Here is a 24,791-nt window from a genome sequence, read left to right as displayed (position 1 = left end):
TCGGGGACTGTTACGTCGGAAAGCTTGGGTAACAGATTTGTGCGGGAGCTGAGGTGTTACCTGGGAGAGAGGGTGTGGCCTTGCCGGCCTCTTCGCGGGTACCGCGAAGAGGCGGTGGAGATCTGAATCAGTTGTCGCTGGTAGCGTTGCTCTTGCGCCGCGGAATGCCCAGGCGCTGGCGCCGCTCCCACAGGCACTTGCGGCTGACACCCAGCTTGCGTGCCAGCTCGGTCTCGGTCATGTGGTCCTGGTGCTCGAGCACGAAATGCTGGAAGTAGTCCTCCAGCGACAGGTCCTCGGTCGGCTCATGGCTGGCGCTGCTGGCGCTGGCCGCGACCAGGGCATTGTCGAGGATGTCGTCCTCCTCGAGGTCGCTCAGCTCGATGTCGATGCCCAGCATGTCGGCGGAAATTTCCGCGCTCTCGCTGAGGATCACCGCGCGCTCCACGGCGTTTTCCAGTTCGCGCACGTTACCTGGCCAGCTGTAATGACGAATGGCTTGCTCGGCCTCGGCCGAGAAGTGCAAGTCGTCACGGCCGATGCGCGCGCTCTGGCGGGCGAGGAACACACTGGCGATCTCGTTGACGTCGCTGCCACGCTCGCGCAGGGCCGGCAACTTCAAGGCAATCACGTGCAGGCGGTAATAAAGGTCTTCGCGGAACTGCCCGGCCTTGGCCAGGTTCTTCAGGTCGCGGTGGGTCGCGGCGATCAGGCGTACGTCGACCTTTTGCGACTGTACCGAACCCACCCGGCGGATTTCGCCTTCCTGCAGCACGCGCAGCAGGCGGGCCTGGGCCTCGAGCGGCAGCTCACCGATCTCATCGAGGAACAGCGTGCCTCCATCAGCGGCTTCCACCAGGCCGGCACGGCCGGCGCTAGCGCCGGTGAAGGCGCCTTTTTCGTGGCCGAACAGTTCCGACTCGATCAAGGTTTCCGGAATCGCTGCGCAGTTCACCGAGATCATCGGCGCCTTGGCGCGTCGCGACAGGTTGTGCAGGGCGCGGGCGACCAGCTCTTTACCGGTGCCCGATTCACCCTGGATCAGCACGTTGGAGTCGGTGGGCGCAACCTTGCGGATCTTGCTGTACATGTCCTGCATCGGCGGGCACGAACCGATGATGCCGATTTCGCCATTGGCAGCGGCGGCACCCTTGTCGGCTGGCGCGGCCTTGCCATTGGCCCGCGGCTCGGCAGCCGCGGCCGGCGCGGCGGCTGGGGCGTTCTGGCGGTCACGCAGGATGCGCGCCACGGCCTGGAGCATTTCATCGTGGTCGAAGGGCTTGGCGATGTAGTCCACCGCGCCCATCTTCATCGAGTCCACCGCCGAGCGCAGGCTGGCGTAGCTGGTCATGATCAGCACCGGGGTGCCCTGGCCAAGCTTGATCAGCTCGGTGCCCGGGGCGCCTGGCAGGCGCAGGTCGCTGACGATGAGGTCGAAGGTGGCAATGCTGAAGCGTTCCTGGGCTTCCTGTACCGAGCCGGCTTCGCTGACCTGGTACTGGTTCCGTTCGAGCAGCCGACGCAGGGCCGAGCGGATGATGGTTTCGTCTTCGACGATCAGAATGTGCGGCATTGATTCAATTCTCTCGACGGTCTCGAATTTCAGGGGACGTCGCTACGACATGCCGGGGCAGGGTCACGCGGATCCGGGTGCCACGTTGCCGTTCGATGTCGGCCGGGCTGTCGATGGTGATTTGCCCATAATGCTCTTCCACGATGGAATAGACCAGAGCGAGCCCCAGTCCGGTTCCTTCGCCCGGGTCCTTGGTGGTGAAGAACGGTTCGAACAAGCGGTCCATGATGTTCTTCGGGATCCCGCTGCCCTCGTCCTCGACGATCAGGTCGACGGTGTGCTCGCAGACGGCGCTGCGCACCCGCACGGCGCTGCCGGGCTTTGATGCGTCGCGGGCGTTGGAGAGCAGGTTGATCAGCACCTGAGCCAGGCGTTGCGGATCCCCCTCGGCCCAGTGGTCCGGGTCGCAGAGGTTGAAGAACTGTACTTCGAAATTGCGCCGGTTCAATGCCAGCAGACCGATGGCGTCCTGCGCCACTTCGGCCAGGCACACCGGCTCTTCGCTGTTCTGATGGCTGCCGCCGGCGTGGGCGAAGCTCATCAGCGACTGGACGATGCGCGAGACGCGCTTGGTCTGTTCGAGGATCTGGCTGGACAGCTCGATGATTTCGCCATCGCCTTCGCGCTCTTCACGCAGGTTCTGCGCCAGGCAAGCGATGCCGGTGATTGGATTGCCGATTTCGTGGGCCACGCCGGCAGCCAGGCGGCCGATGCTGGCCAGCCGCTCGGAGTGCACGAGTTTATCTTCCAGGGCCTGGGTTTCGGTGAGGTCTTCCACCAGGAGCACCAGGCCACTGTTGCCTGGAGCCAGGGGCTCGTCGATGGCCGCTTTGTGCAGGTTAAGCCAGCGCGGCTGGCCATCCAGCGCCAGGCGCTGCTTGTGCAGGTGTTCATCGGGCACGTTGATGAAACCCTGCAGCAGGCCGCGCCAGGGTTCGCTGATGGTCACCAGGCGTGAGCCGACCACGTGCTTGGCGGCGATGCCCGTCAGCTCTTCCATGGCCTTGTTCCACATCAGGATTTCCTGGTCCTTGGCCAGCGAGCAGACGCCCATGGGCAGCTCCTGCAGGGTCTGGCGGTGGTAGCGGCGCAGGGCGTCGAGCTCGGCGGCAAGGCCGGTGAGGCGCGAGTGGTAGTCTTCCAGGCGGCTTTCGATGAAGTGGATGTCCTCGGTGACGTAGTTTTCGTTACCGGACTTGTACGGCAGGAAGGTCTCGACCATGTCCTGGGCCACGCTCGGCCCCATCAGGCCGGAGAGGTTGGCCTCGATACGGTCACGCAGGCGGCGCAAGGCATAGGGACGGCGCTCGTCGAAGGGCAGGTAGAGGTCGCGCAGGGCCTGTTCGACTTCTTTCTGCGCCGCCTTGGCACCCAGCGGCTTGGCCAGCTGGGTGGCGAATTCCTGCGGCGAAGCGGCATGCAGCTCGCGGCGCTGCGGGCGGCGCACGTTGTCCACGGCGCAGGCTTCGGCGGCGCTGACCTCTTCAGTGCTGGCGTTGGTGAACAGAGAAATCAGCGTGAAGAGCAGGACGTTGGCCGCCAGCGAAGCAATGGCCGCCATGTGCCAGCTGGTGTCGTCCAGCACATAGATCATGTCCAGCAGCGGAATATAGAAGCCCTGCAGGTTGCCCAGCAGCGGCAGCAGCATGGTGACAGTCCACACCAGTGTCCCGGCCAGCAGCCCGGCGATGAAGCCGCGGCGGTTGGCGGTTGGCCAGTACAGCACCGACAGCACACCCGGCAGGAACTGCAAAGTGGCAACGAAGGCCACGATGCCCAGGTTGGCCAGGCTCTGGTGGTTGTTCTGGGTCAGGTAGAACATGAAGCCAGCCGTGATGATGGCGACGATCAGTGCGCGGCGGGTCCACTTCAACCAGCGGTAGATGTTGCCCTCGGCCGGCGGCTGGTACAGCGGCAGCACCAAGTGGTTGAGGGCCATACCTGACAACGCCAGGGTCGTGACGATGATCAGCCCGCTGGCGGATGCAAGCCCGCCGACGTAGGCCAGCAGTGTCAGCGCCTGATTGTTGGCGGCGATCCCCAGCCCCAAGGTGAAGTACTCGGGGTTGGTGCTGGCGCCCAGACGCAGGCCGGCCCATAGCACCAATGGCACAGCCAGGCTCATCAGCAGCAGGAACAGCGGCAGGCCCCAGCTGGCGCTGACCAGCGAGCGTGGGTTGAGGTTTTCGGTGAAGGCCATGTGGTACATGTGCGGCATGACGATGGCCGAGGCAAAGAACACCAGCAGCAGGGTGCGCCATGGGCCTTCCTGCAGCGGCGTGTGCAGCGCCGCCAGGGCGGTCTGGTTTTGCAGCAGCCAGACTTCCAGTTCATGGGGGCCACCGAAAACACCGTACAGGGCATACAGGCCGATGCCACCGAGGGCCAGCAGCTTGATCACCGATTCGAAGGCAATGGCGAACACCAGGCCTTCGTGTTTCTCGCGGGTAGCGATGTGGCGCGAGCCGAAGAAAATGGTGAACAGGATGATCAGCGTGCAGAAGGCAAATGCCACCCGTGCCTTGACCGGTTCGCCGGTAAGGATGCTGATCGAGTCGGCCACGGCCTGGATCTGCAAGGCCAGCAGGGGCAGCACGCCGATCAGCATGATGATCGTGGTCAGCGCGCCGGCCCAGGTGCTGCGAAAGCGGAATGCCAGCAGGTCGGCCAGCGATGACAGCTGATACGTGCGGGTGATCTTGAGGATCGGATACAGCAGCACCGGCGCCAGCAGGAACGCACCGGACACCCCCAGGTAACAGGCGAGGAAGCCGTAGCCATATTGATAGGCCAGCCCTACCGAGCCATAGAAGGCCCAGGCACTGGCGTAGACGCCCAGCGACAGGGTGTAGGTCAGCGGGTGGCGAATGATCGAGCGCGGGATCAGCCCACGCTCGCTGATCCAGGCCACGCCGAACAGCACCATGAGGTACGCGGCGCTGATCAGGATCATCTGGGTCAGGCTAAAGCTCATCGGCATCTCGTTGGCTCTGCAGGATGAAGGTGACGACGATCAGGATCAGCCAGAGCAGGTAGGGGCGGTACCAGGCACCGGTAGGTTCGATCCACCAGTCCATGATGGCCGGGGAGAACAGGTAGATCCCCACGACCAGAAGCAGGACCAAACGATAGATGTACATGCTGGCCTCGATGGTTGGGCGCTGCGGGCTTGGACTTATTATTGGCGCAAATGGCTGGGGGGATGCTAGCGGGAATCCATAGGGTTCGCCAAGCGTTTGAATTTGTTGGGCTTTTGAATTTGAGAGCTGGGTTGCCTCTTCTGGCCCTTTCGCGGGGCAAGCCCGCTCCTACAACAGACGCAGATTCCGTGTAGGAGCGGGCTTGCCCTGCGAAGAGGCCGGCCTTGCGTTAGTGCAAATCAGCCTCTGGCACCGTGGCCTGCCGTGCAATCGCATCCGGCCGCCACTGTTTGCGAGCCACCGCCAGTACTTCAGCCGGTGTCGCCAGCAGCAACTCCGGGTCTGCCTGCTGCCCCAATGCCCGCAACGCTCTCAATAACAGCGGCGTCGCATGCTCCGCCTGTAACGGCGGCGAGCGGTAAGACTTGCCCAATTTGTGCCCATCCGGTTGCACGATCAGTGGAATATGCAGGTACCGCGGCTGCGAAAAGCCTAGCAACTCCTGCAGGTAGAGCTGGCGCGGCGTGTTGTCGAGCAGGTCGGCACCGCGCACGATGTCGGTGATGCCTTGCCAGGCATCATCCAGTACCACCGCCAGCTGATAAGCATACAGCCCATCACGGCGCTGGATGACGAAATCGCCCACTTCACGGCCCAGGTGTTGTTGTAGCTCGCCCTGCACCCGGTCGGTGAAACGGTAGATCAGTTCGGGCACCCGTAGCCGGATCGCCGCGCCTTCACGGGCATGCCCGGCGTTGCGGCAAAACCCTGGGTAGATACCGTTGTGCCCCTCCAACTGCTTGCGCGAGCAGGTGCAGGCATAGGCCAGGCCCATATTGAACAGGCGGTCGACCACGGCGGCATAGGCTTCGTGGCGCTGGCTTTGGTAAACCACTTCGCCATCCCATTCCAGGCCGTAGCGCTCAAGGGTCTGCAGGATCGCATCGCGGGCCCCGGGCATTTCCCGCGGCGGGTCGGTGTCTTCCATGCGCAGCAGCCAGCGGCCGTCTACAGCGCGGGCGTCAAGCCAGGAGGCGAGGGCGGCGACCAGCGAGCCGAAGTGCAGGAAGCCGCTCGGGGTGGGGGCGAAGCGTCCGATGTAACGGGAGTCTTTCATGGCATTGCCGGGCATATAAATGAAACGGGGCGCATGATGCGCCCCGTTCGGATGGAAGACGTGTCAGCCTTTGCCGACGGTCTTTTCCTTTTTCTCCGAGATTTCCTTGCAGTCGAAGCACAGGTCGGCGGTCGGGCGGGCCTCCAGACGGCGCAGGCCGATCTCGATACCGCAGGAATCGCACCAGCCGTAATCCTGGTCCTGAATCTTCTGCAGGGTCTTGTCGATCTTTTTGATCAGCTTGCGCTCGCGGTCGCGGTTGCGCAGCTCCAGTGCGAACTCTTCTTCCTGGCTGGCACGGTCGGCCGGGTCGGGGAAGTTGGCCGCTTCGTCCTTCATGTGGTCCACGGTACGGTCCACACTGACCATCAGCTCGCCTTTCCAGGCATTAAGGAGCTTGGTGAAGTGCTTGCGCATGGGCTCGCCCATGTACTCTTCGCCCTTGGTCTCTTTATAAGGCTCGACACCGTACATGGTCTGACCGGGTTTTTGCTTTTCTACGGTGGACATGAATAGACCGCCTCTCACTCATCTGATCCAATGCGCAGGATGCTCCATCTCCGGCACCCGCCGGCCCTGCGACTGCGAGCCGCCGAACTTACCAGATAGATCGGGGGTTGCGCTAGCCCGCCCGACCCTAGGTGTTGACCGCAACGTGCGGCGCACGTTCGGTGCCGTGCAAAGGTAGAATCAACAGTTTAGACCCAATTGAGAGAAGGTCATGGCCCACCCCTACAGTGCGCGCAGCCGCGCCATCGAACCCTTCCATGTCATGGCGTTGCTGGCGCGGGCCAACGAGCTGCAGGCGGCTGGCCATGATGTGATCCACCTGGAAATCGGCGAGCCGGATTTCACCACCGCCGCACCGATCGTTGCTGCCGGGCAGGCTGCATTGGCCGCCGGGCATACCCGCTATACCGCCGCCCGTGGGCTGCCAGCGCTGCGCGAGGCCATCGCCGGGTTCTACGGCCAGCGCTATGGCTTGCACATCGACCCTGAGCGGATTCTCGTCACCCCGGGCGGCTCCGGGGCGCTGCTGTTGGCCAGCAGCCTGCTGGTCGACCCTGGCAAGCACTGGCTGCTGGCCGACCCAGGTTACCCGTGCAACCGCCACTTCCTGCGCCTGGTGGAAGGCGGTGCGCAGCTGGTGCCAGTGGGGCCGGAGGTCAACTACCAGCTGACCGCCGACCTGGTCGAGCGTTACTGGGACAAGGACAGCGTCGGCGCCCTGGTCGCCTCGCCCGCCAACCCGACAGGAACTGTTCTGGGCCGAGACGAGTTGGCCAGCCTGTCCAAGGCTACCCATGAGCGACACGGCCATCTGGTAGTGGACGAGATCTACCACGGCCTGACCTACGGCATGGACGCGCCAAGTGTGCTGGAAGTGGACGACTCGGCGTTCGTCCTTAATAGTTTTTCCAAGTATTTCGGCATGACCGGCTGGCGGCTCGGCTGGCTGGTGGCACCGCCCAATGCCGTGGCCGACCTGGAGAAGCTCGCACAAAACCTCTACATCAGCGCACCGAGCATGGCCCAGCATGCGGCACTGGCTTGCTTCGAGCCGGAAACGCTGGCGATTTTCGAAGCGCGCCGTGCCGAGTTCGCCCGTCGCCGCGACTATCTGCTGCCGGCCCTGCGTGAGCTGGGCTTCCGCATCGCCGTCGAGCCACAGGGGGCGTTCTACCTGTATGCCGACATCAGCCCGTTCGGTGGCGATGCCTTTGCTTTCTGCCAGCACTTCCTCGAAACCGAGCACCTGGCCTTTACCCCGGGCCTGGACTTCGGCCGCCATCTGGCCGGCCACCATGTGCGGTTTGCCTACACCCAGAGCCTGCCGCGCCTGGAACAGGCGGTCGAGCGCATTGCCCGCGGTCTGAAAAGCTGGCAGGGGTAAGGGGTGTATTTTCCTCAACTTGAACAAGGGCGCTTGCTGCGCCGCTACAAGCGCTTCCTGGCCGACATCGAACTGGATAATGGCGAGCAATTGACCATCCACTGCCCTAACACCGGTTCCATGCTCAATTGCATGCGCGAGGGAGGACAGGTGTGGTTCAGCCGCTCAAACGACCCCAAGCGCAAGCTGCCAGGTACCTGGGAAATCAGCGAAACGCCCCAGGGCCGGCTGGCCTGCATCAATACCGGGCGGGCCAACGCACTGGTTGAAGAGGCGCTGCGCGCCGGCGTGATCCATGAATTGGCCGGTTTTACCGCGCTGAAACGTGAAGTGGCCTACGGCGAAGAAAGGAGTCGGGTGGATTTTCGCCTGGAGTTCGCCGACGGTCCGGCCTATGTGGAGGTCAAGAGCGTGACCCTGGGTTATCCGGAGACGGCCGTGGCGGCGTTTCCGGATGCCGTGACCCAGCGCGGCGCCAAGCACCTGCGTGAGCTGGCGGCCTTGGCACGGCAGGGCATCCGTGCGGTGCAGCTGTACTGCGTGAACCTTACCGGCATCGAAGCAGTACGCCCTGCTGATGAAATCGACTTCGCCTATGCCAACGCCCTGCGCGCTGCCATGGCAGACGGGGTCGAGGTGCTGGCCTACGGTGTACGCCTGGATAGCCAGCAAATCGTCATCGACCGCCCGCTGCCGGTGCTGCTCAACTCTTGAGCCAGATGCCTTGGCTGTCTTCATGGCAGTCCAGGGCCTGCAGCATCTCGCCTTCGCAGGGGCCAGCCACGCATTCACCACCCTCAATCAGAAACAGTGCGCCATGATGGGCGCAGTGGATCAAGCTGGCACTGTCATCGAGAAAGGCATCTTGCGCCCAGTTCAGCGGGATGTTGCGATGTGGGCAGCGGTTGCGGTAGAGGTGCACCTGGCCGTGGCGACGCACGCCGAACAGGTCGAAGCCGTCTACGCTGAAGGCGCGGCTGTGGCCCTCGGTCAGGGCTGCGGATGGACAGAGAAAGTGCATTGCAGGGAAGGCTCGTGAAACAAAGTGATGGCTTGACGCCTCAATGCGAATAATTATCAAATTGCCCGCATTCGCTGCGCCAGCCGCCTATGGTGCGCAGTTCTGCCGCCCGCCACAAGGCGTGCGACCCGCCTTCAGAAGGAATTCGATGATGCGTCGTCCCGCTGCCTTGCTCGCTCTGTGCGCAGCTTTCGTTGCTTCCACCCAGGCCTTGGCCTCCGAATTGCCGCAGCGCTGGGTCAGCGCTGGCGGAGCGCTGAGCGAGTGGATCAGTGAGCTGGGGGGCCAGCCACGCCTTGTGGGCGTCGATACCACCAGCCAGCACCCCGAATCGCTAAAGGCCTTGCCAAGTATCGGTTATCAGCGGCAGCTGTCGGCTGAGGGCATTCTCAGCCTGCGCCCGGATGTGCTGGTCGGCACCGAAGAAATGGGGCCGCCGCCGGTGCTGGCGCAGGTGCGCAAGGCGGGTGTGCGAGTCGAGTTGTTTTCCAGCCAGGCCGAGCTGTCTGCGGTGGATCAGAATCTCAAGCAGCTGGGCGCGTTGCTGGGCGCCGAGGGTAGAGCGGCGCAGTTGATGGCCAGCTATCACCAGCAACTCGAAGCGGTGCAATTGCAGGTAAAGCAGGCCCAGCAGAATCACAAGGCGCCAGGTGTGTTGCTGCTGGTGGGCCATGCGGGTGCTAAACCGCTGATTGCAGGGCAGGGCACGGCAGGGGACTGGGTGTTGCGTCAGGCGGGGGCGCGCAACCTGGCCGAGCACCAAGGCTACAAGAACTTTTCCAATGAGGCGCTGGCGTCGCTCGACCCGGATGTCGTGGTGTTCTCTGACCGTTCGCTGAGCGGCGAGCAGGCCTTGCAGGCATTGCTCAAGGAAAACCCGGCGCTGGCCGCTTCCCGCGCAGTGCGCGACAAGCGCCTGGTGTTACTCGATCCAACCTTGCTGGTGGGCGGCCTTGGCCCGCGCCTGCCAACCGCCCTGCAGGCGCTGGCGACTGCGTTCTACCCGGCAAGCGCTGCTAAATGAAACAACGGATCCAGCCGCGAACACTGTTTGTTTGCCTGACATTGCTGTGTCTGCTGGCTGTCTGGCTGTCGCTGGCGTTGGGGCCTGTCAGCCTCCCGTTGGTCGACACCTTGCGTGCAGGCCTGCGCCTGTTGGGTCTGCCCATTGCAGCAGATGGGCTGCAGCAGGCCGAGATGATCCTGGGGCAAATCCGTCTGCCGCGGACCTTGCTCGGTTTGGCTGTGGGTGCGGTGCTGGCACTGTCTGGTGTGGCCATGCAGGGGCTGTTTCGTAACCCGCTGGCCGACCCGGGCCTGGTAGGGGTTGCCGCCGGTGCGGCAATGGGCGCTGCGGTGGCCATTGTTGGCGGCAGCTGGCTTGGAGGCATGCCGGAGGTAATTGCCCCTTATCTGTTGTCGCTGTGTGCCTTTATTGGCGGGCTGGGGGTGACTGCGCTGGTTTATCGCCTGGGGCGTCGCGACGGTCAGACCAACGTTGCCACGATGTTACTGGCGGGTGTGGCCATGACTGCGCTGGGTGGTGCTGCGGTTGGCCTGTTTTCCTACCTGGCCGATGATGCCACCCTGCGTACGCTGACCTTCTGGAACCTGGGGAGCCTCAACGGTGCCAGCTACGAACGCCTTTGGCCTTTGCTGCTGATCGCAGGCGGCGTGGCGCTGTGGTTGCCGCGCCGCGCCAAGGCGCTGAATGCCTTGTTGCTGGGCGAGTCGGAGGCGCGCCACCTGGGTGTTGACGTGGAGCGACTAAAGCGCGAACTGGTGTTCTGCACGGCGTTGGGTGTGGGCGCAGCTGTCGCGGCTGCGGGGCTGATCGGTTTCATTGGCCTGGTGGTACCTCACCTGGTGCGTTTGCTCGCAGGGCCTGATCACCGCGTGGTACTGCCCGCATCGTTGCTGGCCGGAGGCGTTCTCATGCTGTTTGCCGATCTCGCGGCACGGCTGCTGCTGGCGCCTGCCGAGCTGCCGATCGGTATCGTTACCGCCTTTATCGGCGCGCCGTTCTTCCTGATTCTGCTGATACGAGGGCGCAGTTGATGTTGCAAGTCGAAGGGCTGCACCTGAAGCGAGGCAGCAATGACGTGTTGCACGGTATCGATCTGGATCTGAGCCCTGGGCAGGTCGTGGGTGTTCTTGGCCCCAATGGCGCCGGCAAGAGCAGCCTGCTGGGTGTCTTGTGTGGTGAATTGGCGCCGGATCGCGGGCATGTGTCGCTGCAATCCCGGCCATTAGCTGACTGGGCAGGGCAAGAGCGCGCCAGGCGCCTGGCGGTGCTGCCGCAGGTGTCCAGCCTGGGGTTTTCGTTCAAGGTCGAGGAAGTGGTGGCCATGGGGCGCATGCCCCATGACACCGGGCAACGGCAAGATGCCGAGATCGTCCAGGGGGCTCTGCAGGCGGCGGATGCTGCGCACCTGGTGGGTCGCAGTTACCTGGCGTTGTCTGGCGGCGAACGGCAAAGGGTGCACCTGGCACGCGTACTCGCGCAGCTTTGGCCGGGTGAGGAGGGCACCACGCTGTTGCTGGACGAGCCGACTTCGATGCTCGACCCGCTGCATCAGCACACAACCTTGGAAGCCGTGCGCCGTTTCGCCGACTGCGGCGCCGCTGTGCTGGTGATCCTGCATGACCTGAACCTGGCCGCGCGCTACTGTGATCGCATCCTGCTCCTCGAAAGCGGACGCTGCCATGCCCTGGCCACACCGCAGGAGGTACTGACGCCGGTGGCGCTCAAGGCTGTGTTCGGTATCGACGTGCTGGTGCAGGCGCACCCGGAGCGGGGCCATCCACTGATCATTACCCGGTAGGAGGTACTGCCCATGGCTCACCCTATGCTCTGGGGTTCGTTAATGTGCCTTGCGCTGACATTGGGGGGCTGCCAGGCCAGCCTGCCGCCTTTGCCTGCCTGGCAGAGCAGCGAAGGGCGGGATAACGCCGAGCTTGGGCAGATCCGTGATCTGGCCAGCGGGCAGGCCATCAGCCCTGAGCAGCTGATCGAAGGCCTGGCCGATGCGCCGCGGGTGCTGGTCGGCGAGAAGCATGACAACCCGGATCATCACGCCTTGCAGCTGTGGCTGATGCGTGCGCTGCAGCAACGCCGGGCGCAGGGCAGCCTGCTGCTTGAAATGCTGCAGCCCGAACAGCAGGCCCGCGTCGATTCCCTAGCGGAGCAGGCACAGTTGCCGCAGGACCTTCCCAAAGCTCTGGCCTGGGAGGACGGTTGGGACTGGCAGCTTTACGGCCCTATCGTGCGAGAGGCTTTGCAGCAGCATGTACCGCTTTTGGCGGCCAACCTGTCACCCACAGAAATGCGCCAGGCCTATCGGCACCCGGCGAGTCTACCGGGAACACGATCGAATGCTCCGGCGGTCAGGGCGGCACTGCTCGAACAGGTCAAACAGGGGCATTGTGGCCTGCTGCCGGAAAGCCAGCTGCCAGCGATGCTGGCCGTGCAGCAACAGCGCGATCGGCGTATTGCCGAGCGGCTCCTGGCGGCGCCGCAGCCGGCATTGCTGTTCGCAGGTGCCTACCATGCGCGCAAGGACCTGGGGGTGCCATTGCACCTCGCCGATCTGGAGGCGCAGGGTGTGAGCAAGGTCTTGCTGTTCGTCGAGGCAGGCGAGCAGGTCGAGCCTGGGGTGGCCGACTATGTCTGGTACACGGCAGCAATGCCGGAGCAGGATTACTGCGCGCAGCTGCGCCACTAGCGGTAAAGGGGCGAGACGGGGAAAGCTACGGGCAAAAAAAGACCCGGCAAAGTGCCGGGTCAATAACCGTGATTAGCCTGATGAGGAGATAATCTGAGAGTCCGAACCAGGGGCTCTTAGCTTATCCAACCAGTCTCGCGACCGGTTGTGGTAATCATAACGATTCTCATTACAGCGTCAATCCCCTTCACGGATTTATTTCAGATTTTTTTGGGGACGGGGCATTTCGCATCGAGTTGTTGATTGAGCGCTTCCTTGCGTTCAGCTGGCAAATCGTTCCAGTGCATGTCCAGCAATGCACCTTCAATGGCGTACAACAGCACCTTCGACGCCCGGAACCCTCGTGTTTTCACTGCCTGGTAGGCACCCACCGCGCCCAACCGGCGCAAGTCCGATGCACTGTGGATACCCGCCGCATGCAGCCACTGCGCAGAGGTCTTGCCAAGATTCTTCAGGTGCTGCAATTCATCGTTCATCGAGCCTCCTTGCGATGGCTGAACGGGTCTAGGGGATAAATCGCGAGCAGGTCAGTGAGGAGTGTAGCGGGGGTTGGAAAATGCGCGGCCTTTTGCCATTGGGGACGACGAGCTGCCCTGGCGAGGTGAGAAGCCTGCCCCGGCAACAGGCCGGAGCAGGCGTAAAGCAAACTTACAGGCCAGGCAGGCGCTGGCGAATCTGGTCGATCACCTGGTCCATGTCGCTGGCTTCCTGGGTGTCGATGCGGGTGCTGTTTACTTGCTCCTGTGCATCCAGTGGCTCACGGCTGGCCTGTTGGGCCTTGATCACTTCCAGCGTGGCGTCCGAAGGGTCACTGTTCTCAGCCTGACGCTGCTCCAGCCAGCTGGCGATCACCGCTTCCGGCGCATGGCAGTCGAGGATCAGGAACGGCACGCCAGTCTCGCTGGCCACGGCTGCGGCGGCCTGGCGCTGTTCAGCCTTGAGGTAGGTGGCATCGAGCACCACCGGGAAGCCAGCCCGCAAGATCGTCGCTGCCAGCTCGTGCAGGCGCTGGTAGGTCGCCGCGCTGGCGTTTTGGTCATAGATGCCGGCAGCGAGCTGACCCGCATTCTGTTGCGTCTGTTCACCGAACAGGCGCTTGCGCTCTACATCCGAGCGCACGCGAACTGCGCCCAGTGCTTCGACCAAGCGCATGGCCACGTGGCTCTTGCCCACCGCCGACACGCCATGGGTAATGGCCAGCAGGCGGGAAGGGATGGCGCTGTAGCTTTCCGCCAGATTGGCGTAGTTGCGGTAGGTGCGCAGGGTAGTGGCGCGCTGCACGGCGTCGGCATCGGCCGACAGGCTGAACAGGGCAACTTTGGCGCGTACCAGCGCACGGTAGGCCTTGTAGAAGTTCAGCAGCTCAAGGCCGGCGTAGTCGCCGGTCAGCTCCAGGTACTGGCTGACGAACCGACGGGCCAGGCACTTCAGGCCGCGGTCTTCCAGGTCCATCGCCAGGAAGCCGACATCGGCGTAGACGTCGGTCAGGCGGAACGGCTCGTTGAACTCGATGCAGTCGAAGATCACTACCTTGCCGTCGATCAGGGTGGCGTTGCCCAAGTGAATGTCACCGTGGCATTCACGGATGAAACCATTGGCTTTGCGTGCTTCCAGCAGGCCATGCAGGCGCTTGAAGCTGTCCTGGGCCCAGGCCTGCAGGTTGTCCAGTTGCTGCAGGTCGGCTTTTTCGCTGAGGAACGGGCGGATCTGCTCGAAGTTCTGTTCGACCGGGGCCATCACGCTTTCCGGGGTACCCAGCGGGTGCTCCGGCGACACTTTAGGCGCCTGCAGGTGGAACTCGGCAATCTGCCGGGCCATCTGGTCGATGTGGCCGGTGTTCAGCTCGCCATTGGCCTGCAGGGTATTGAGCATCTGGCCCTGGGGGAACTGGCGCATCTTCAACACATATTCGATCGCTTCGCCTTCACCACCAATCTGCGGCGCTTCGGCACTGCCGGTGATCGGCAAGACTTCAAGGTAAAGGCCTTCGGTCAGGCGCTGGTTCAGGCGCAATTCTTCATGACAGAAATGCTGGCGCTGGCCAAGGCTGGTGAAGTCGAGGAAGCCGAAGTTCATCGGCTTCTTGATCTTGTAGGCGTACTCGCCGGTGAGCAGGACCCAGGAGATGTGCGTCTCGATCAGTTGGAACCCGTCCACGGGATGAGGGTACAGGGCAGGGTTCTGCAACGCAGTGATTAGGGCTTGGCTCAAGGGAAATCCTTCCGGCGTCAGGGAATTCGAAAGCGCCATTATGGTCAATGGTGCCGTCCCTGCCTACCGCCAAAGGGCGCCTGCCTACCCTTTATAAAGTGCGTATAATCCGCCGCCATGACTCGAACCCGAACTCCCCGTACCCCTCAGAAACGCCCGACCGGCCGCTCGCGCGCCTGGCTGGGCTGGGCCTTGAAGCTCAGCCTGGTTGGCCTGGTGATCGTCGCCGGCTTCGCGGTTTACCTCGATGCCATCGTTCAGGAGAAGTTTTCCGGCAAGCGCTGGACCATCCCGGCCAAGGTGTATGCCCGGCCGCTGGAGCTGTTCAGCGGCCAGAAACTGAGCAAGAACGACTTCCTCACCGAGCTCGATGCCCTCGGCTACCGGCGTGAAAGCGCGGCCAACGGCCCAGGCGCGGCGGCGGTCAACGGCAATACTGTCGACCTCAATACCCGTGGCTTCCAGTTCTACGAGGGCATGGAGCCTGCGCAGTTCGTACGTGTGCGGTTCTCTGGCGACTACGTGGCAGACCTCGCCGGTGCCAATGGCAAGAAGCTCGACGTGGTACGTCTCGAGCCGCTGATGATCGGCGGTATCTACCCGAAGAACCTCGAAGACCGCATTCTGATCAAGATCGACCAGGTACCGCCGTACCTGCTCGAGACCCTGGTAGCCACCGAGGACCGGGACTTCTATAGTCACTTCGGTGTGTCGCCCAAATCCATCGCCCGGGCCATGTGGGTCAATACCTCGGCCGGTTCGATGCGCCAGGGTGGCAGTACCCTGACCCAGCAGCTGGTGAAGAACTTCTACCTGACCAGCGAACGTAGCCTCAGCCGCAAGCTGACCGAAGCGATGATGGCCGTGCTGCTGGAGATGCATTACGACAAACGCGAAATCCTCGAGGCTTATCTCAACGAAGTGTTCGTCGGCCAGGATGGCCAGCGGGCGGTGCACGGCTTCGGCCTGGCCAGCCAGTTCTTCTTCAGCCAGCCGCTGTCGGAGCTGAAACTGCACCAGATCGCCTTGCTGGTAGGCATGGTCAAGGGACCATCCTATTACAACCCGCGGCGTTACCCTGACCGTGCGCTGGCACGACGCAACCTGGTGCTCGACCTGGTGGCCGAGCAGGGCGTGGCCACCCAGGCAGAAGTCGATGCGGCGAAGAAGATGCCGCTGGGCGTGACCAAGCGCGGCAGCCTCGCCGACAGTTCGTTCCCGGCCTTCCTCGACCTGGTCAAGCGTCAGCTGCGCCAGGATTACCGCGATGAAGACTTGACCGAAGAAGGCCTGCGCATCTTCACCAGCTTCGACCCGATCCTGCAGATGAAGGCCGAAACTTCGATGGCCGAAACCTTCAAACGCCTGACCGGGCGCAAAGGTGCCGACGAAGTGGAATCGGCGATGGTCGTGACCAACCCGGAAACTGGCGAGGTGCAGGCACTGATTGGCAGCCGCCAGTCCGGCTTTGCCGGCTTCAACCGCGCCATCGACGCCGTGCGGCCGATCGGCTCGCTGGTCAAGCCGGCGGTTTACCTGACCGCGCTGGAACAGCCAAGCAAGTACACCCTGACCACCTGGGTGCAGGATGAGGCGTTCTCGGTGAAAGGCGCCGACGGTCAAGTGTGGCGCCCGCAAAACTATGACCGGCGCTCGCACGGTACGATCTACCTGTACCAGGGCCTGGCCAACTCGCTGAACCTGTCGACCGCCAAGCTCGGCCTGGAAGTGGGTGTGCCGAACGTGATCAAGACCATCGGCCGTCTTGGCGTCAATGTCGACTGGCCGGCCTTCCCGGCAATGCTCCTGGGTGCTGGCGGCATGTCGCCGATGCAGGTCGCGACCATGTACCAGACCATCGCCAACGGCGGATTCAACACGCCGATGCGGGGCATTCGCAGCGTGCTGACTGCCGAAGGCGAGCCGCTCAAGCGCTACCCGTTCCAGATTCAGCAGACCTTCGATCCGGGTTCCATCTACCTGGTGCAGAACGCCATGCAGCGGGTGATGCGTGAAGGTACCGGCCGCTCGGTCTACAACGTGCTGCCAAGCTCGCTGACCCTGGCGGGCAAGACCGGTACCAGTAACGATTCGCGCGACAGTTGGTTCTCGGGCTTCAGCCAGGACTTGCTGGCGGTGGTGTGGATGGGCCGCGACGACAACGGCAAAACACCATTTACCGGTGCCACAGGCGCCTTGCAGGTCTGGACCAGCTTCATGAAGAAGGCCGACCCACTGCCGCTGGACATGCCGCAGCCAGACAACGTGGTGCAGGCGTGGATCGATCCGTACAGTGGCAAAGGTTCTGACAGTAGCTGTCCCGGGGCCGTACAGATGCCGTATATTCGCGGCAGCGAACCGCCTGCCGGTGCAACCTGCGGTGGCGAGCAGAATCCGGCAGAATCGGTCATGGACTGGGTCAAGGGCTGGATGAACTGAGCCCTGAGCAGCATTGATGAGGTGTGAATTTGAATAAGTGGCTGTTTCCTGCCGTGACGGCGCTGGTAGTGCTCCAGGGTTGCTCCAGCGTCCCGCGCGGCAACATCCCGGTGGTGGATTCGAGCACTCGGGTGTCCAACAGTGAGCGCGTCCAGGCCAACCGTTCGGCCGCGGGCATGAGCAATGGCACCTCGCAGGCGCAGTCACTGCCCGAGGACTCCGGCGTGACCGTGATGATCCCGCAAGGGGCGGGTGCCGCTGGCATCCAGACTTTCCCGGCGGCCAACGGTGCCGCACCGATCAGCACCGGCCCGATTACGCCGGGCCCGGGTGCTTCGGCACCGATGACCACCAATCCCAACCCGATCGCCGACGAACCGTTCGACATCGCCTCGATGAACAGTGCGCCGGCTGCTTCCAGTGCGCCGACCGGTATTCCGCGTAGCAGCGCAGCTTCCGGGGGCCTGGCGGCCGATGAACAGCTCGACGGGCCGGTGCTTGCGTTGCTGACCACTGCCCAGTCCCAGCAGGGCAGCGGTGACTACAATGGTGCCGCTTCGAGCCTGGAGCGTGCCCAGCGTATTGCCCCGCGCGAGCCGCAGGTGCTGTTCCGCCTCGCCCAGGTGCGCCTGTCCCAAGGTGACGCGCCACAGGCCGAGCAACTGGCGCGTCGCGCACTGACCTACGCCAACGGTCGCCCAAGCCTGCAGTCCGAGCTGTGGAACACCATCGCCCAGGCCCGCGAGAAGCAAGGTGACAGCGCCGGTGCCGCACTGGCGCGGCAGAAAGCGCGGGTCAATTCGTGATGCTTGAACAGCGTATTCTCGATATCGCCGATCACCTGCTGCTCATCGAACGTGAGCTGCAGGTGCAGGGCTGGTGGGATGACGAGCCGCCCAGCGACGAAGCACTGGCCAGCACCGTACCGTTCGCGGTCGACACGCTCAGCTTCGAGCAGTGGCTGCAGTGGATCTTCCTGCCACGCATGAAGATCATCATCGAGCTCGGCCACCCGCTGCCCAAAGCCTCGAGCATCCTGGTGATGGCGGAAACCACGTTCACCGATCGTCCTGAGCAAAGTCGCGAGCTGCGCCGACTATTGGCAGCTTTCGATCAATTGATCGCTCCTTCCGCCTGATTTCTTCAGTTTTTCCTTCAAGGGCCGCAGATTGTGGCCCTTTTTTATGGAAATCTTAGTTTTTCTGCTGCTGACTTGGTTTTTAGTGGTGGCAGGAATTCATCTTGGGGAAAAATTGGCAATAATTTTTCTTGACTTGTAGCCGCCAAATCACAAGAATCCAGATTCCGCTGTAGAGGGACTGCCAGAAGCAGACCCGCTAAGCAGATCATGAGGCGCACACCCGCGCCGCCTTGTTACACCCCGCAACGCGTTACCTCGCGCTGGGTGGGAAAACCCCGCAACACTCTGGGGGGCTCCCAATACTTGCTCAGTCAGTGCTGAACGTTCGCTCATGCTCTGCTTGGCAGTAAACCTATTAAGACCCGCCCAGTGAGGGCGGTATTCTGGCGTTTTAGAGGTGAACAACGTGGAGCTTTTATCTGGCGCTGAGATGGTCGTCCGCTTCTTGCGTGACGAAGGCGTTAAGCACATCTACGGGTACCCTGGTGGTGCTCTCCTTCATGTTTACGACGCACTGTTCAAAGAACCGGAAGTGGAACACATCCTGGTTCGTCACGAACAGGCGGCAACCCATATGGCGGACGGCTACGCCCGCGCCACCGGCAAGGCTGGTGTGGTGCTGGTAACCTCCGGCCCGGGCGCAACCAATGCCATTACCGGCATTGCCACCGCCTACATGGATTCGATCCCGATGGTCATCCTGTCTGGCCAGGTGCCTAGCACCATGGTCGGTACCGATGCCTTCCAGGAAACCGACATGATCGGTATCTCGCGGCCGATCGTGAAGCACAGCTTCATGATCAAGAACCCGACCGAGATCCCTGAAGTACTCAAAAAAGCGTTCTACCTGGCGCAATCCGGTCGCCCAGGCCCGGTCGTGGTCGACATTCCAAAAGATATGACCAACCCGGCCGAGAAGTTCGAGTACGTCTATCCGAAGAAGGTCAAGCTGCGCTCGTACAGCCCGGCTGTACGCGGTCACTCCGGCCAGATCCGCAAAGCTGCCGAGATGCTCCTGGCCGCCAAGCGTCCGATCGTCTATGCCGGTGGTGGCGTGATTCTCGGCGGTGGCTCCGAAGCGCTGACCGAAATCGCCAAGTCGCTGAACCTGCCAGTCACCAACACTCTGATGGGCCTGGGTGGCTTCCCGGGTACCGACCGCCAGTTCCTCGGCATGCTCGGCATGCACGGCAGCTACACCGCCAACATGGCCATGCACAATGCCGACGTGATTTTCGCGGTCGGTGCGCGTTTCGATGACCGCGTGGTCAATGGTCCGGCCAAGTTCTGCCCGAACGCCAAGATTATCCATGTCGACATCGACCCAGCGTCGATCTCCAAGATGATCAAGGCCGACGTGCCGATCGTTGGCCCGGTCGACAGCGTGCTCAGCGAAATGCTCGGCATCCTCAAGGAAATCGGCGAGCAGCCTGACAAGGCGGCGCTCGATGCCTGGTGGAAGCAGATCGACGAATGGCGTGGTGATGGCGAACTGTTCCCATATGACAAGGGCGACGGCAACGTCATCAAGCCGCAGAAAGTCATCGAGACCCTGTGCGAAGTGACCCATGGCGATGCCTTCGTCACCTCCGACGTTGGCCAGCACCAGATGTTCGCGGCGCAGTACTACCGCTTCAACAAGCCGAACCGCTGGATCAACTCCGGTGGCCTGGGCACCATGGGCTTCGGCTTCCCGGCGGCGATGGGCGTCAAGCTCAACTTCCCGGATCAGGACGTTGCCTGTGTGACCGGCGAAGGCAGCATCCAGATGAACATCCAGGAGCTGTCCACCTGCATGCAGTACGGCCTGCCGGTGAAAATCGTCAACCTGAACAACGGTGTGCTGGGCATGGTCCGCCAATGGCAGGACATGGCCTACAACGGTCGTCACTCGCACTCGTACGTCGAGTCGCTGCCTGACTTCATCAAGCTGGCCGAGGCCTATGGCCATGTGGGCATCCGCATCACCAGCCTGAAGGACCTCAAGCCGAAGCTGGAAGAAGCGTTTGCGATGAAAGACCGCCTGGTGTTCATCGACATCGCGGTCGACCGCAGCGAGCACGTCTATCCGATGCAGATCAAGGATGGCTCGATGCGTGACATGTGGCTGAGCAAGACGGAGCGTACCTGATATGCGGCACATCATTTCCCTGCTGCTGGAAAACGAACCCGGTGCTCTGTCCCGTGTGGTCGGCCTGTTCTCCCAGCGCAACTACAACATTGAAAGCCTGACCGTGGCGCCGACCGAAGACCCGACCCTGTCGCGTCTGACGCTGACCACCGTTGGCCATGACGAAGTGATCGAACAGATCACCAAGAACCTGAACAAGCTGGTCGAAGTGGTAAAACTCGTCGACCTGTCGGAAAGCGCTCACATCGAGCGTGAACTGATGTTGGTCAAGGTCAAGGCCACCGGTGCCCAGCGTGCCGAGATCAAGCGCACCACGGACATCTTCCGTGGCCAGATCGTCGATGTGACCGCCAGCGTGTACACCGTGCAGCTGAGCGGCACCAGTGACAAACTGGACAGCTTCATCCAGGCAATCGGCACCGCATCGATTCTCGAAACCGTGCGCAGCGGCGTTACCGGCATTGCCCGTGGCGACAAAGTGCTCAGCATCTAAATTCAAAAATTAGCGATGGCTCCGCAGGGGCCGAGATATAACCAGGGGTATTTTCATGAAAGTTTTCTACGATAAAGACTGCGACCTTTCCATCATCCAAGGTAAGAAAGTCGCCATCATCGGTTACGGTTCCCAGGGCCACGCTCAAGCGTGCAACCTGAAGGACTCCGGTGTAGACGTTACCGTCGGTCTGCGTAAAGGTTCGGCTACCGTTGCCAAGGCTGAAGCCCACGGCCTGAAAGTAGCCGACGTGGCTACCGCCGTCGCTGCTGCCGACCTGGTCATGATCCTGACCCCGGACGAGTTCCAGGGCGCTCTGTACAAGAACGAAATCGAGCCGAACATCAAGAAGGGCGCTACCCTGGCCTTCTCCCACGGCTTCTCGATCCACTACAACCAGGTTGTTCCACGTGCTGACCTCGACGTGATCATGATCGCGCCGAAAGCACCGGGCCACACCGTTCGCTCCGAGTTCGTCAAAGGCGGTGGCATCCCTGACCTGATCGCTATCTACCAGGACGCTTCGGGCAATGCCAAGAACGTCGCTCTTTCCTACGCCGCTGGCGTCGGTGGCGGCCGTACCGGCATCATCGAAACCACCTTCAAGGACGAGACCGAAACCGACCTGTTCGGTGAGCAGGCTGTTCTGTGTGGCGGTACCGTCGAGCTGGTCAAAGCCGGTTTCGAAACCCTGGTCGAAGCTGGCTACGCGCCAGAAATGGCCTACTTCGAGTGCCTGCACGAGCTGAAGCTGATCGTTGACCTCATGTACGAAGGCGGCATCGCCAACATGAACTACTCGATCTCCAACAACGCCGAGTACGGTGAGTACGTCACTGGTCCGGAAGTCATCAACGAAGAATCCCGCAAGGCTATGCGCAATGCTCTGAAGCGCATCCAGGACGGCGAGTACGCGAAGATGTTCATCTCCGAAGGTGCTACTAACTACCCATCGATGACCGCCAAGCGTCGTAACAACGCTTCGCACGGCATCGAGATCATCGGCGAGCAACTGCGCTCGATGATGCCTTGGATCTCGGCGAACAAGATCGTCGACAAAGCCAAGAACTGAGTAACATCGCAACATGAAAAACGCGGCTTCGGCCGCGTTTTTTCGTTCTGGCAGTCAGCTTCTGGTATAAAGCAGACCAGTGGCCTGCCGTCAGAACCTGTTTCGCGGGCCCGTGTCGAACATTTTCCATCCTGTTGCAAGGTACCCTCCATGAGCGAACGTCCCGAAGAGCCGAACACGCCCTCCGACGCCGAAAGCCTGCTACCTGTCGATGAGCACGTTGAAGAAGGGCATGACGCCGAAGGGCGCAAGGTGCGCCATCGCGGCATCTATCTGCTGCCCAACTTGTTCACCACCGCCAACCTGTTTGCCGGTTTCTATTCCATCATCAGCTCGATGAGCGCGCAGAGCGCTGGCGACCCACGCGAGGCGAGCAAGTATTTCGCCTTCGCCGCCATTGCGATCTTCGTGGCCATGGTGCTCGACGGCCTGGATGGCCGTGTGGCGCGCATGACCAATACCCAGAGCGCCTTCGGTGCCGAGTACGACTCGCTGTCGGACATGGTCGCCTTCGGAGTGGCTCCGGCTTTGCTGGCCTTTGGCTGGGCATTGGGTGACATGGGCAAGGTCGGCTGGATGGTCGCCTTCATTTATGTAGCCGGTGCTGCGCTGCGTCTGGCGCGCTTCAATACCCAGGTCGGTACTGCCGATAAGCGCTACTTCATCGGCCTGGCCAGCCCGGCCGCCGCCGGTGTGGTCGCCGGTACCGTGTGGGCATTCAGCGACTATGGCATCCAGGGCTCCAAGCTGTCGTTCCTGGTGGCGCTGCTGGTTGCTGCCGCCGGCATGCTGATGGTCAGCAACATCAAGTACAACAGCTTCAAGGAGCTGGACCTCAAGGGGCGCGTGCCGTTCGTGGCAATCCTTGCGGTGGTGCTGGTGTTTGCCGTGGTGTTCAGCGACCCACCGCGCATCCTGCTGCTGATCTTCCTCGCCTATGCGGCGTCGGGGCCGATCCAGTTCCTGCTGCGTGGACGTCGGCGCAAAGCGTGATAATTATTTAACGCTGGAATAACCCTCCGGCTCCATAGTCTTACTGGTACATCATTATCCAGTGCTGTGGAGCCGAACATGCTCATCAAGCTTCCCAGGTCCTCCGACTGCAAGGCAGCGGAGGTCACCCCAGAAGGTATCTACCTTTCCCGTCGTACACTGTTGGGTGGCTCGTTGGCCGGCCTGGCCTTGGGCGCGTTGCCGGGCGGGGCAGGCGCGGCTGAAGTCTCGCGCTATGCTGATGTGGCGGCTGGCTCTGCTCCGGCCTGGTTCACCGGCAAGCTAGCTGCTGCGCAGTGGCAGGCAGTGACGGTCAAGGATGAGGCGATCACGCCGTTCAAGGACGCCACCCACTACAACAACTTCTATGAGTTCGGGCCTGACAAGGGCGACCCGGCCGCCAATGGCGACAGCCTGCAAACCGAGCCCTGGTCGATAGTGGTGGATGGCGAGGTGGGCAAGCCGGGGCGCTATGCGCTGGAAGACTTCGTCAAACCCTATCAGCTTGAAGAGCGCATCTATCGGCTGCGCTGCGTCGAGGCATGGTCGATGGTCATTCCCTGGCTGGGCTTTCCCTTGGCTCAGGTGCTCAAACAGGTCGAGCCAACATCGAAAGCGCGCTATGTGCGTTTCGAGACGCTGAAGGATCCGCAGCATATGCCAGGGCAGCGTTCGGGCTTTGCGCTGATCGACTGGCCTTATAGAGAGGGCTTGCGCCTGGACGAGGCGATGCATCCGTTGGCGATTCTGGCCGTAGGGATGTATGGCCGGGAGCTGCCCAATCAGAATGGTGCGCCGTTACGTCTGGTGGTGCCCTGGAAGTACGGCTTCAAAAGCATCAAGTCGATCGTGCGCATGAGCCTGGTGGCCGAGCAACCTGAGACGACCTGGCAGGGGCTGGCACCGGATGAGTATGGCTTCTATGCCAATGTGAACCCTTCTGTCGACCACCCGCGCTGGACTCAGGCGCGCGAGCGACGCTTGCCCAGCGGGCTGTTCAGTCCAAATGTGCGGCAAACACAGATGTTCAATGGTTACGCCGATGAAGTGGCGTCGCTGTATACCGGGCTTGATCTGCGGAAGAACTATTGATGCGCTATCCGTGGTTGCGCCTGGGCATCTTTGTCCTGGGTTGCCTGTTCCCGGTGTGGTGGTTGTATGAGGCCGCGATGAGCCTGCTCGGCCCAGACCCCGGGAAGATCATGATGGACCGCCTTGGGCTGGGGGCGCTGACCTTTTTGCTAGTCACCTTGAGCATGACGCCGCTGCAGAAGCTGACAGGGTGGTCGGGCTGGATCGTGGTTCGGCGGCAGCTGGGGTTGTGGGTGTTTGCCTACATCGTGCTGCACATCCTGGCGTACCTGTTCTTCATTCTGGGGCTGGACTGGGGGCAATTGGCGGTGGAGCTGCGCAAGCGGCCTTACATTATTGTGGGGGCCTTGGGGTTTCTTGGGTTGCTGATGCTGGCGGTTACCTCGAACCGGTACAGTCAGCGGCGATTGGGGGCTCGGTGGAAGAAGCTGCACAAGCTGGTGTATGGGGTGCTTGGGTTGGGGCTGCTGCATTTCCTGTGGATCGTGCGCTCGGATCTGAAGGAGTGGGCGGTTTATGCGTTTATTGGGGTTGTGTTGATGGGGTTGAGGATTCCGGCCGTTTCGCGGGGGTTGGCTGGGTTGGTCAGGAGGTAGGGGAGAGTGGCTTGAAAGGCCTTCGCCGGAATTATCTCAAATAAATGAAATTAGTCCTTGACCACTTTCCCAATCCCCTTATAATGCGCCCCACTTCCAGCGACATCGAAACGACAAACTCCTTGAGATTCAACGAGTTAGGTTGTTAAGAAA

Annotated in this window: 23 protein-coding genes; 15 read left to right on the top strand and 8 right to left on the bottom strand. The window is 62.1% G+C overall.

The window, feature by feature from the left end; genetic code table 11:
• Nucleotides 1-127: 127 nt before the first annotated feature.
• The 5 genes from APH28_RS11070 to dksA form a co-directional block, all read right to left on the bottom strand.
• Nucleotides 128-1,573, bottom strand: coding sequence for a sigma-54 dependent transcriptional regulator (locus APH28_RS11070; protein WP_060509319.1), 1,446 nt, complete (start codon nucleotides 1,571-1,573; stop codon nucleotides 128-130).
• 4 nt (nucleotides 1,574-1,577) lie between these two features.
• Complete coding sequence (locus tag APH28_RS11065) at nucleotides 1,578-4,553, bottom strand: sensor histidine kinase (protein ID WP_177334258.1); 2,976 nt, start codon at nucleotides 4,551-4,553, stop codon at nucleotides 1,578-1,580.
• Nucleotides 4,537-4,713, bottom strand: coding sequence for a hypothetical protein (locus APH28_RS28590; protein ID WP_003250005.1), 177 nt, complete (start codon nucleotides 4,711-4,713; stop codon nucleotides 4,537-4,539). The genes APH28_RS11065 and APH28_RS28590 overlap by 17 nt, the downstream gene beginning before the upstream one ends.
• A gap of 229 nt (nucleotides 4,714-4,942) precedes the next feature.
• Nucleotides 4,943-5,830, bottom strand: a complete 888-nt coding sequence (gluQRS, locus tag APH28_RS11055; RefSeq protein WP_060509590.1) for a tRNA glutamyl-Q(34) synthetase GluQRS — start codon at nucleotides 5,828-5,830, stop codon at nucleotides 4,943-4,945.
• A gap of 63 nt (nucleotides 5,831-5,893) precedes the next feature.
• The gene (dksA, locus tag APH28_RS11050) at nucleotides 5,894-6,340 is read right to left on the bottom strand and encodes an RNA polymerase-binding protein DksA (protein ID WP_060509315.1); all 447 of its coding nucleotides are present in this window, start codon (nucleotides 6,338-6,340) and stop codon (nucleotides 5,894-5,896) included.
• Nucleotides 6,341-6,551: 211 nt separating this feature from the next.
• On the opposite strand from dksA, the gene APH28_RS11045 reads away from it, so the two are divergent.
• Together APH28_RS11045 and sfsA are read left to right on the top strand one after the other, a co-directional pair.
• Complete coding sequence (locus APH28_RS11045) at nucleotides 6,552-7,724, top strand: pyridoxal phosphate-dependent aminotransferase (RefSeq protein ID WP_060509308.1); 1,173 nt, start codon at nucleotides 6,552-6,554, stop codon at nucleotides 7,722-7,724.
• Between the two features lie 3 nt (nucleotides 7,725-7,727).
• Nucleotides 7,728-8,438: a DNA/RNA nuclease SfsA gene (gene sfsA / locus APH28_RS11040; protein ID WP_060509305.1), complete on the top strand. Its 711-nt coding sequence runs from the start codon at nucleotides 7,728-7,730 to the stop codon at nucleotides 8,436-8,438.
• On the opposite strand, the gene APH28_RS11035 is transcribed toward sfsA, so the two are convergent.
• Nucleotides 8,428-8,745, bottom strand: coding sequence for a Rieske (2Fe-2S) protein (locus APH28_RS11035; protein WP_060509302.1), 318 nt, complete (start codon nucleotides 8,743-8,745; stop codon nucleotides 8,428-8,430). The genes sfsA and APH28_RS11035 overlap by 11 nt on opposite strands.
• A gap of 148 nt (nucleotides 8,746-8,893) precedes the next feature.
• On the opposite strand from APH28_RS11035, the gene APH28_RS11030 reads away from it, so the two are divergent.
• From APH28_RS11030 to APH28_RS11015, 4 genes are read left to right on the top strand one after another with little or no spacing between them, the layout of a single operon-like run.
• Entirely contained in the window at nucleotides 8,894-9,769 is an 876-nt protein-coding gene (locus APH28_RS11030) for a hemin ABC transporter substrate-binding protein (protein WP_060509300.1), read from the top strand.
• 50 nt (nucleotides 9,770-9,819) lie between these two features.
• On the top strand, nucleotides 9,820-10,803 hold the full coding sequence (locus APH28_RS11025; protein WP_177334260.1) for an iron ABC transporter permease: 984 nt from the start codon (nucleotides 9,820-9,822) through the stop codon (nucleotides 10,801-10,803).
• Nucleotides 10,803-11,570: a heme ABC transporter ATP-binding protein gene (locus APH28_RS11020; protein ID WP_060509296.1), complete on the top strand. Its 768-nt coding sequence runs from the start codon at nucleotides 10,803-10,805 to the stop codon at nucleotides 11,568-11,570. Before APH28_RS11025 ends, APH28_RS11020 begins: the two co-directional genes overlap by 1 nt.
• A gap of 12 nt (nucleotides 11,571-11,582) precedes the next feature.
• Entirely contained in the window at nucleotides 11,583-12,470 is an 888-nt protein-coding gene (locus tag APH28_RS11015; protein ID WP_060509294.1) for a ChaN family lipoprotein, read from the top strand.
• A gap of 200 nt (nucleotides 12,471-12,670) precedes the next feature.
• Here the strand turns inward: APH28_RS11015 and APH28_RS11010 are convergent, their stop codons facing one another.
• Together APH28_RS11010 and APH28_RS11005 are read right to left on the bottom strand one after the other, a co-directional pair.
• Nucleotides 12,671-12,946 carry a TfoX/Sxy family protein gene (locus APH28_RS11010; RefSeq protein WP_060509292.1) on the bottom strand — a complete coding sequence of 92 codons (276 nt, stop codon included), beginning with the start codon at nucleotides 12,944-12,946 and terminating at the stop codon, nucleotides 12,671-12,673.
• A 172-nt stretch (nucleotides 12,947-13,118) separates the two neighbouring features.
• Nucleotides 13,119-14,681: a bifunctional aminoglycoside phosphotransferase/ATP-binding protein gene (locus APH28_RS11005; protein WP_060509290.1), complete on the bottom strand. Its 1,563-nt coding sequence runs from the start codon at nucleotides 14,679-14,681 to the stop codon at nucleotides 13,119-13,121.
• A gap of 117 nt (nucleotides 14,682-14,798) precedes the next feature.
• Here APH28_RS11005 and mrcB point away from each other — a divergent pair, with 117 nt between their 5' ends.
• From mrcB to msrQ, 9 genes are all read left to right on the top strand, one after another.
• The gene (gene mrcB / locus APH28_RS11000; RefSeq protein ID WP_060509287.1) at nucleotides 14,799-17,120 is read left to right on the top strand and encodes a penicillin-binding protein 1B; all 2,322 of its coding nucleotides are present in this window, start codon (nucleotides 14,799-14,801) and stop codon (nucleotides 17,118-17,120) included.
• 29 nt (nucleotides 17,121-17,149) lie between these two features.
• Nucleotides 17,150-17,926 carry a tetratricopeptide repeat protein gene (locus tag APH28_RS10995; RefSeq protein WP_060509285.1) on the top strand — a complete coding sequence of 259 codons (777 nt, stop codon included), beginning with the start codon at nucleotides 17,150-17,152 and terminating at the stop codon, nucleotides 17,924-17,926.
• A complete protein-coding gene (locus APH28_RS10990; RefSeq protein ID WP_060509283.1) occupies nucleotides 17,926-18,258 on the top strand; it encodes a YqcC family protein in 333 nt (110 codons plus the stop codon). Before APH28_RS10995 ends, APH28_RS10990 begins: the two co-directional genes overlap by 1 nt.
• A gap of 409 nt (nucleotides 18,259-18,667) precedes the next feature.
• Nucleotides 18,668-20,392 (top strand): acetolactate synthase 3 large subunit, encoded by a 1,725-nt coding sequence (locus tag APH28_RS10985; protein WP_060509587.1) that lies wholly within the window; start codon nucleotides 18,668-18,670, stop codon nucleotides 20,390-20,392.
• Between the two features lies 1 nt (nucleotide 20,393).
• Nucleotides 20,394-20,885: an acetolactate synthase small subunit gene (gene ilvN / locus APH28_RS10980; protein WP_003250040.1), complete on the top strand. Its 492-nt coding sequence runs from the start codon at nucleotides 20,394-20,396 to the stop codon at nucleotides 20,883-20,885.
• 55 nt (nucleotides 20,886-20,940) lie between these two features.
• On the top strand, nucleotides 20,941-21,957 hold the full coding sequence (gene ilvC / locus APH28_RS10975) for a ketol-acid reductoisomerase (RefSeq protein ID WP_056795202.1): 1,017 nt from the start codon (nucleotides 20,941-20,943) through the stop codon (nucleotides 21,955-21,957).
• Nucleotides 21,958-22,107: 150 nt separating this feature from the next.
• Nucleotides 22,108-22,950 carry a CDP-diacylglycerol--serine O-phosphatidyltransferase gene (gene pssA, locus APH28_RS10970; protein WP_060509280.1) on the top strand — a complete coding sequence of 281 codons (843 nt, stop codon included), beginning with the start codon at nucleotides 22,108-22,110 and terminating at the stop codon, nucleotides 22,948-22,950.
• A 78-nt stretch (nucleotides 22,951-23,028) separates the two neighbouring features.
• Nucleotides 23,029-24,042: a protein-methionine-sulfoxide reductase catalytic subunit MsrP gene (gene msrP / locus APH28_RS10965; protein WP_060509278.1), complete on the top strand. Its 1,014-nt coding sequence runs from the start codon at nucleotides 23,029-23,031 to the stop codon at nucleotides 24,040-24,042.
• Entirely contained in the window at nucleotides 24,042-24,638 is a 597-nt protein-coding gene (gene msrQ, locus APH28_RS10960) for a protein-methionine-sulfoxide reductase heme-binding subunit MsrQ (RefSeq protein ID WP_060509276.1), read from the top strand. Before msrP ends, msrQ begins: the two co-directional genes overlap by 1 nt.
• The last annotated feature ends 153 nt before the right edge of the window (nucleotides 24,639-24,791 follow it).

Source organism: Pseudomonas sp. NBRC 111124, from assembly GCF_001320245.1.
Taxonomy (GTDB): domain Bacteria; phylum Pseudomonadota; class Gammaproteobacteria; order Pseudomonadales; family Pseudomonadaceae; genus Aquipseudomonas.
This window is presented reverse-complemented; position numbering and strand designations above follow the sequence as displayed.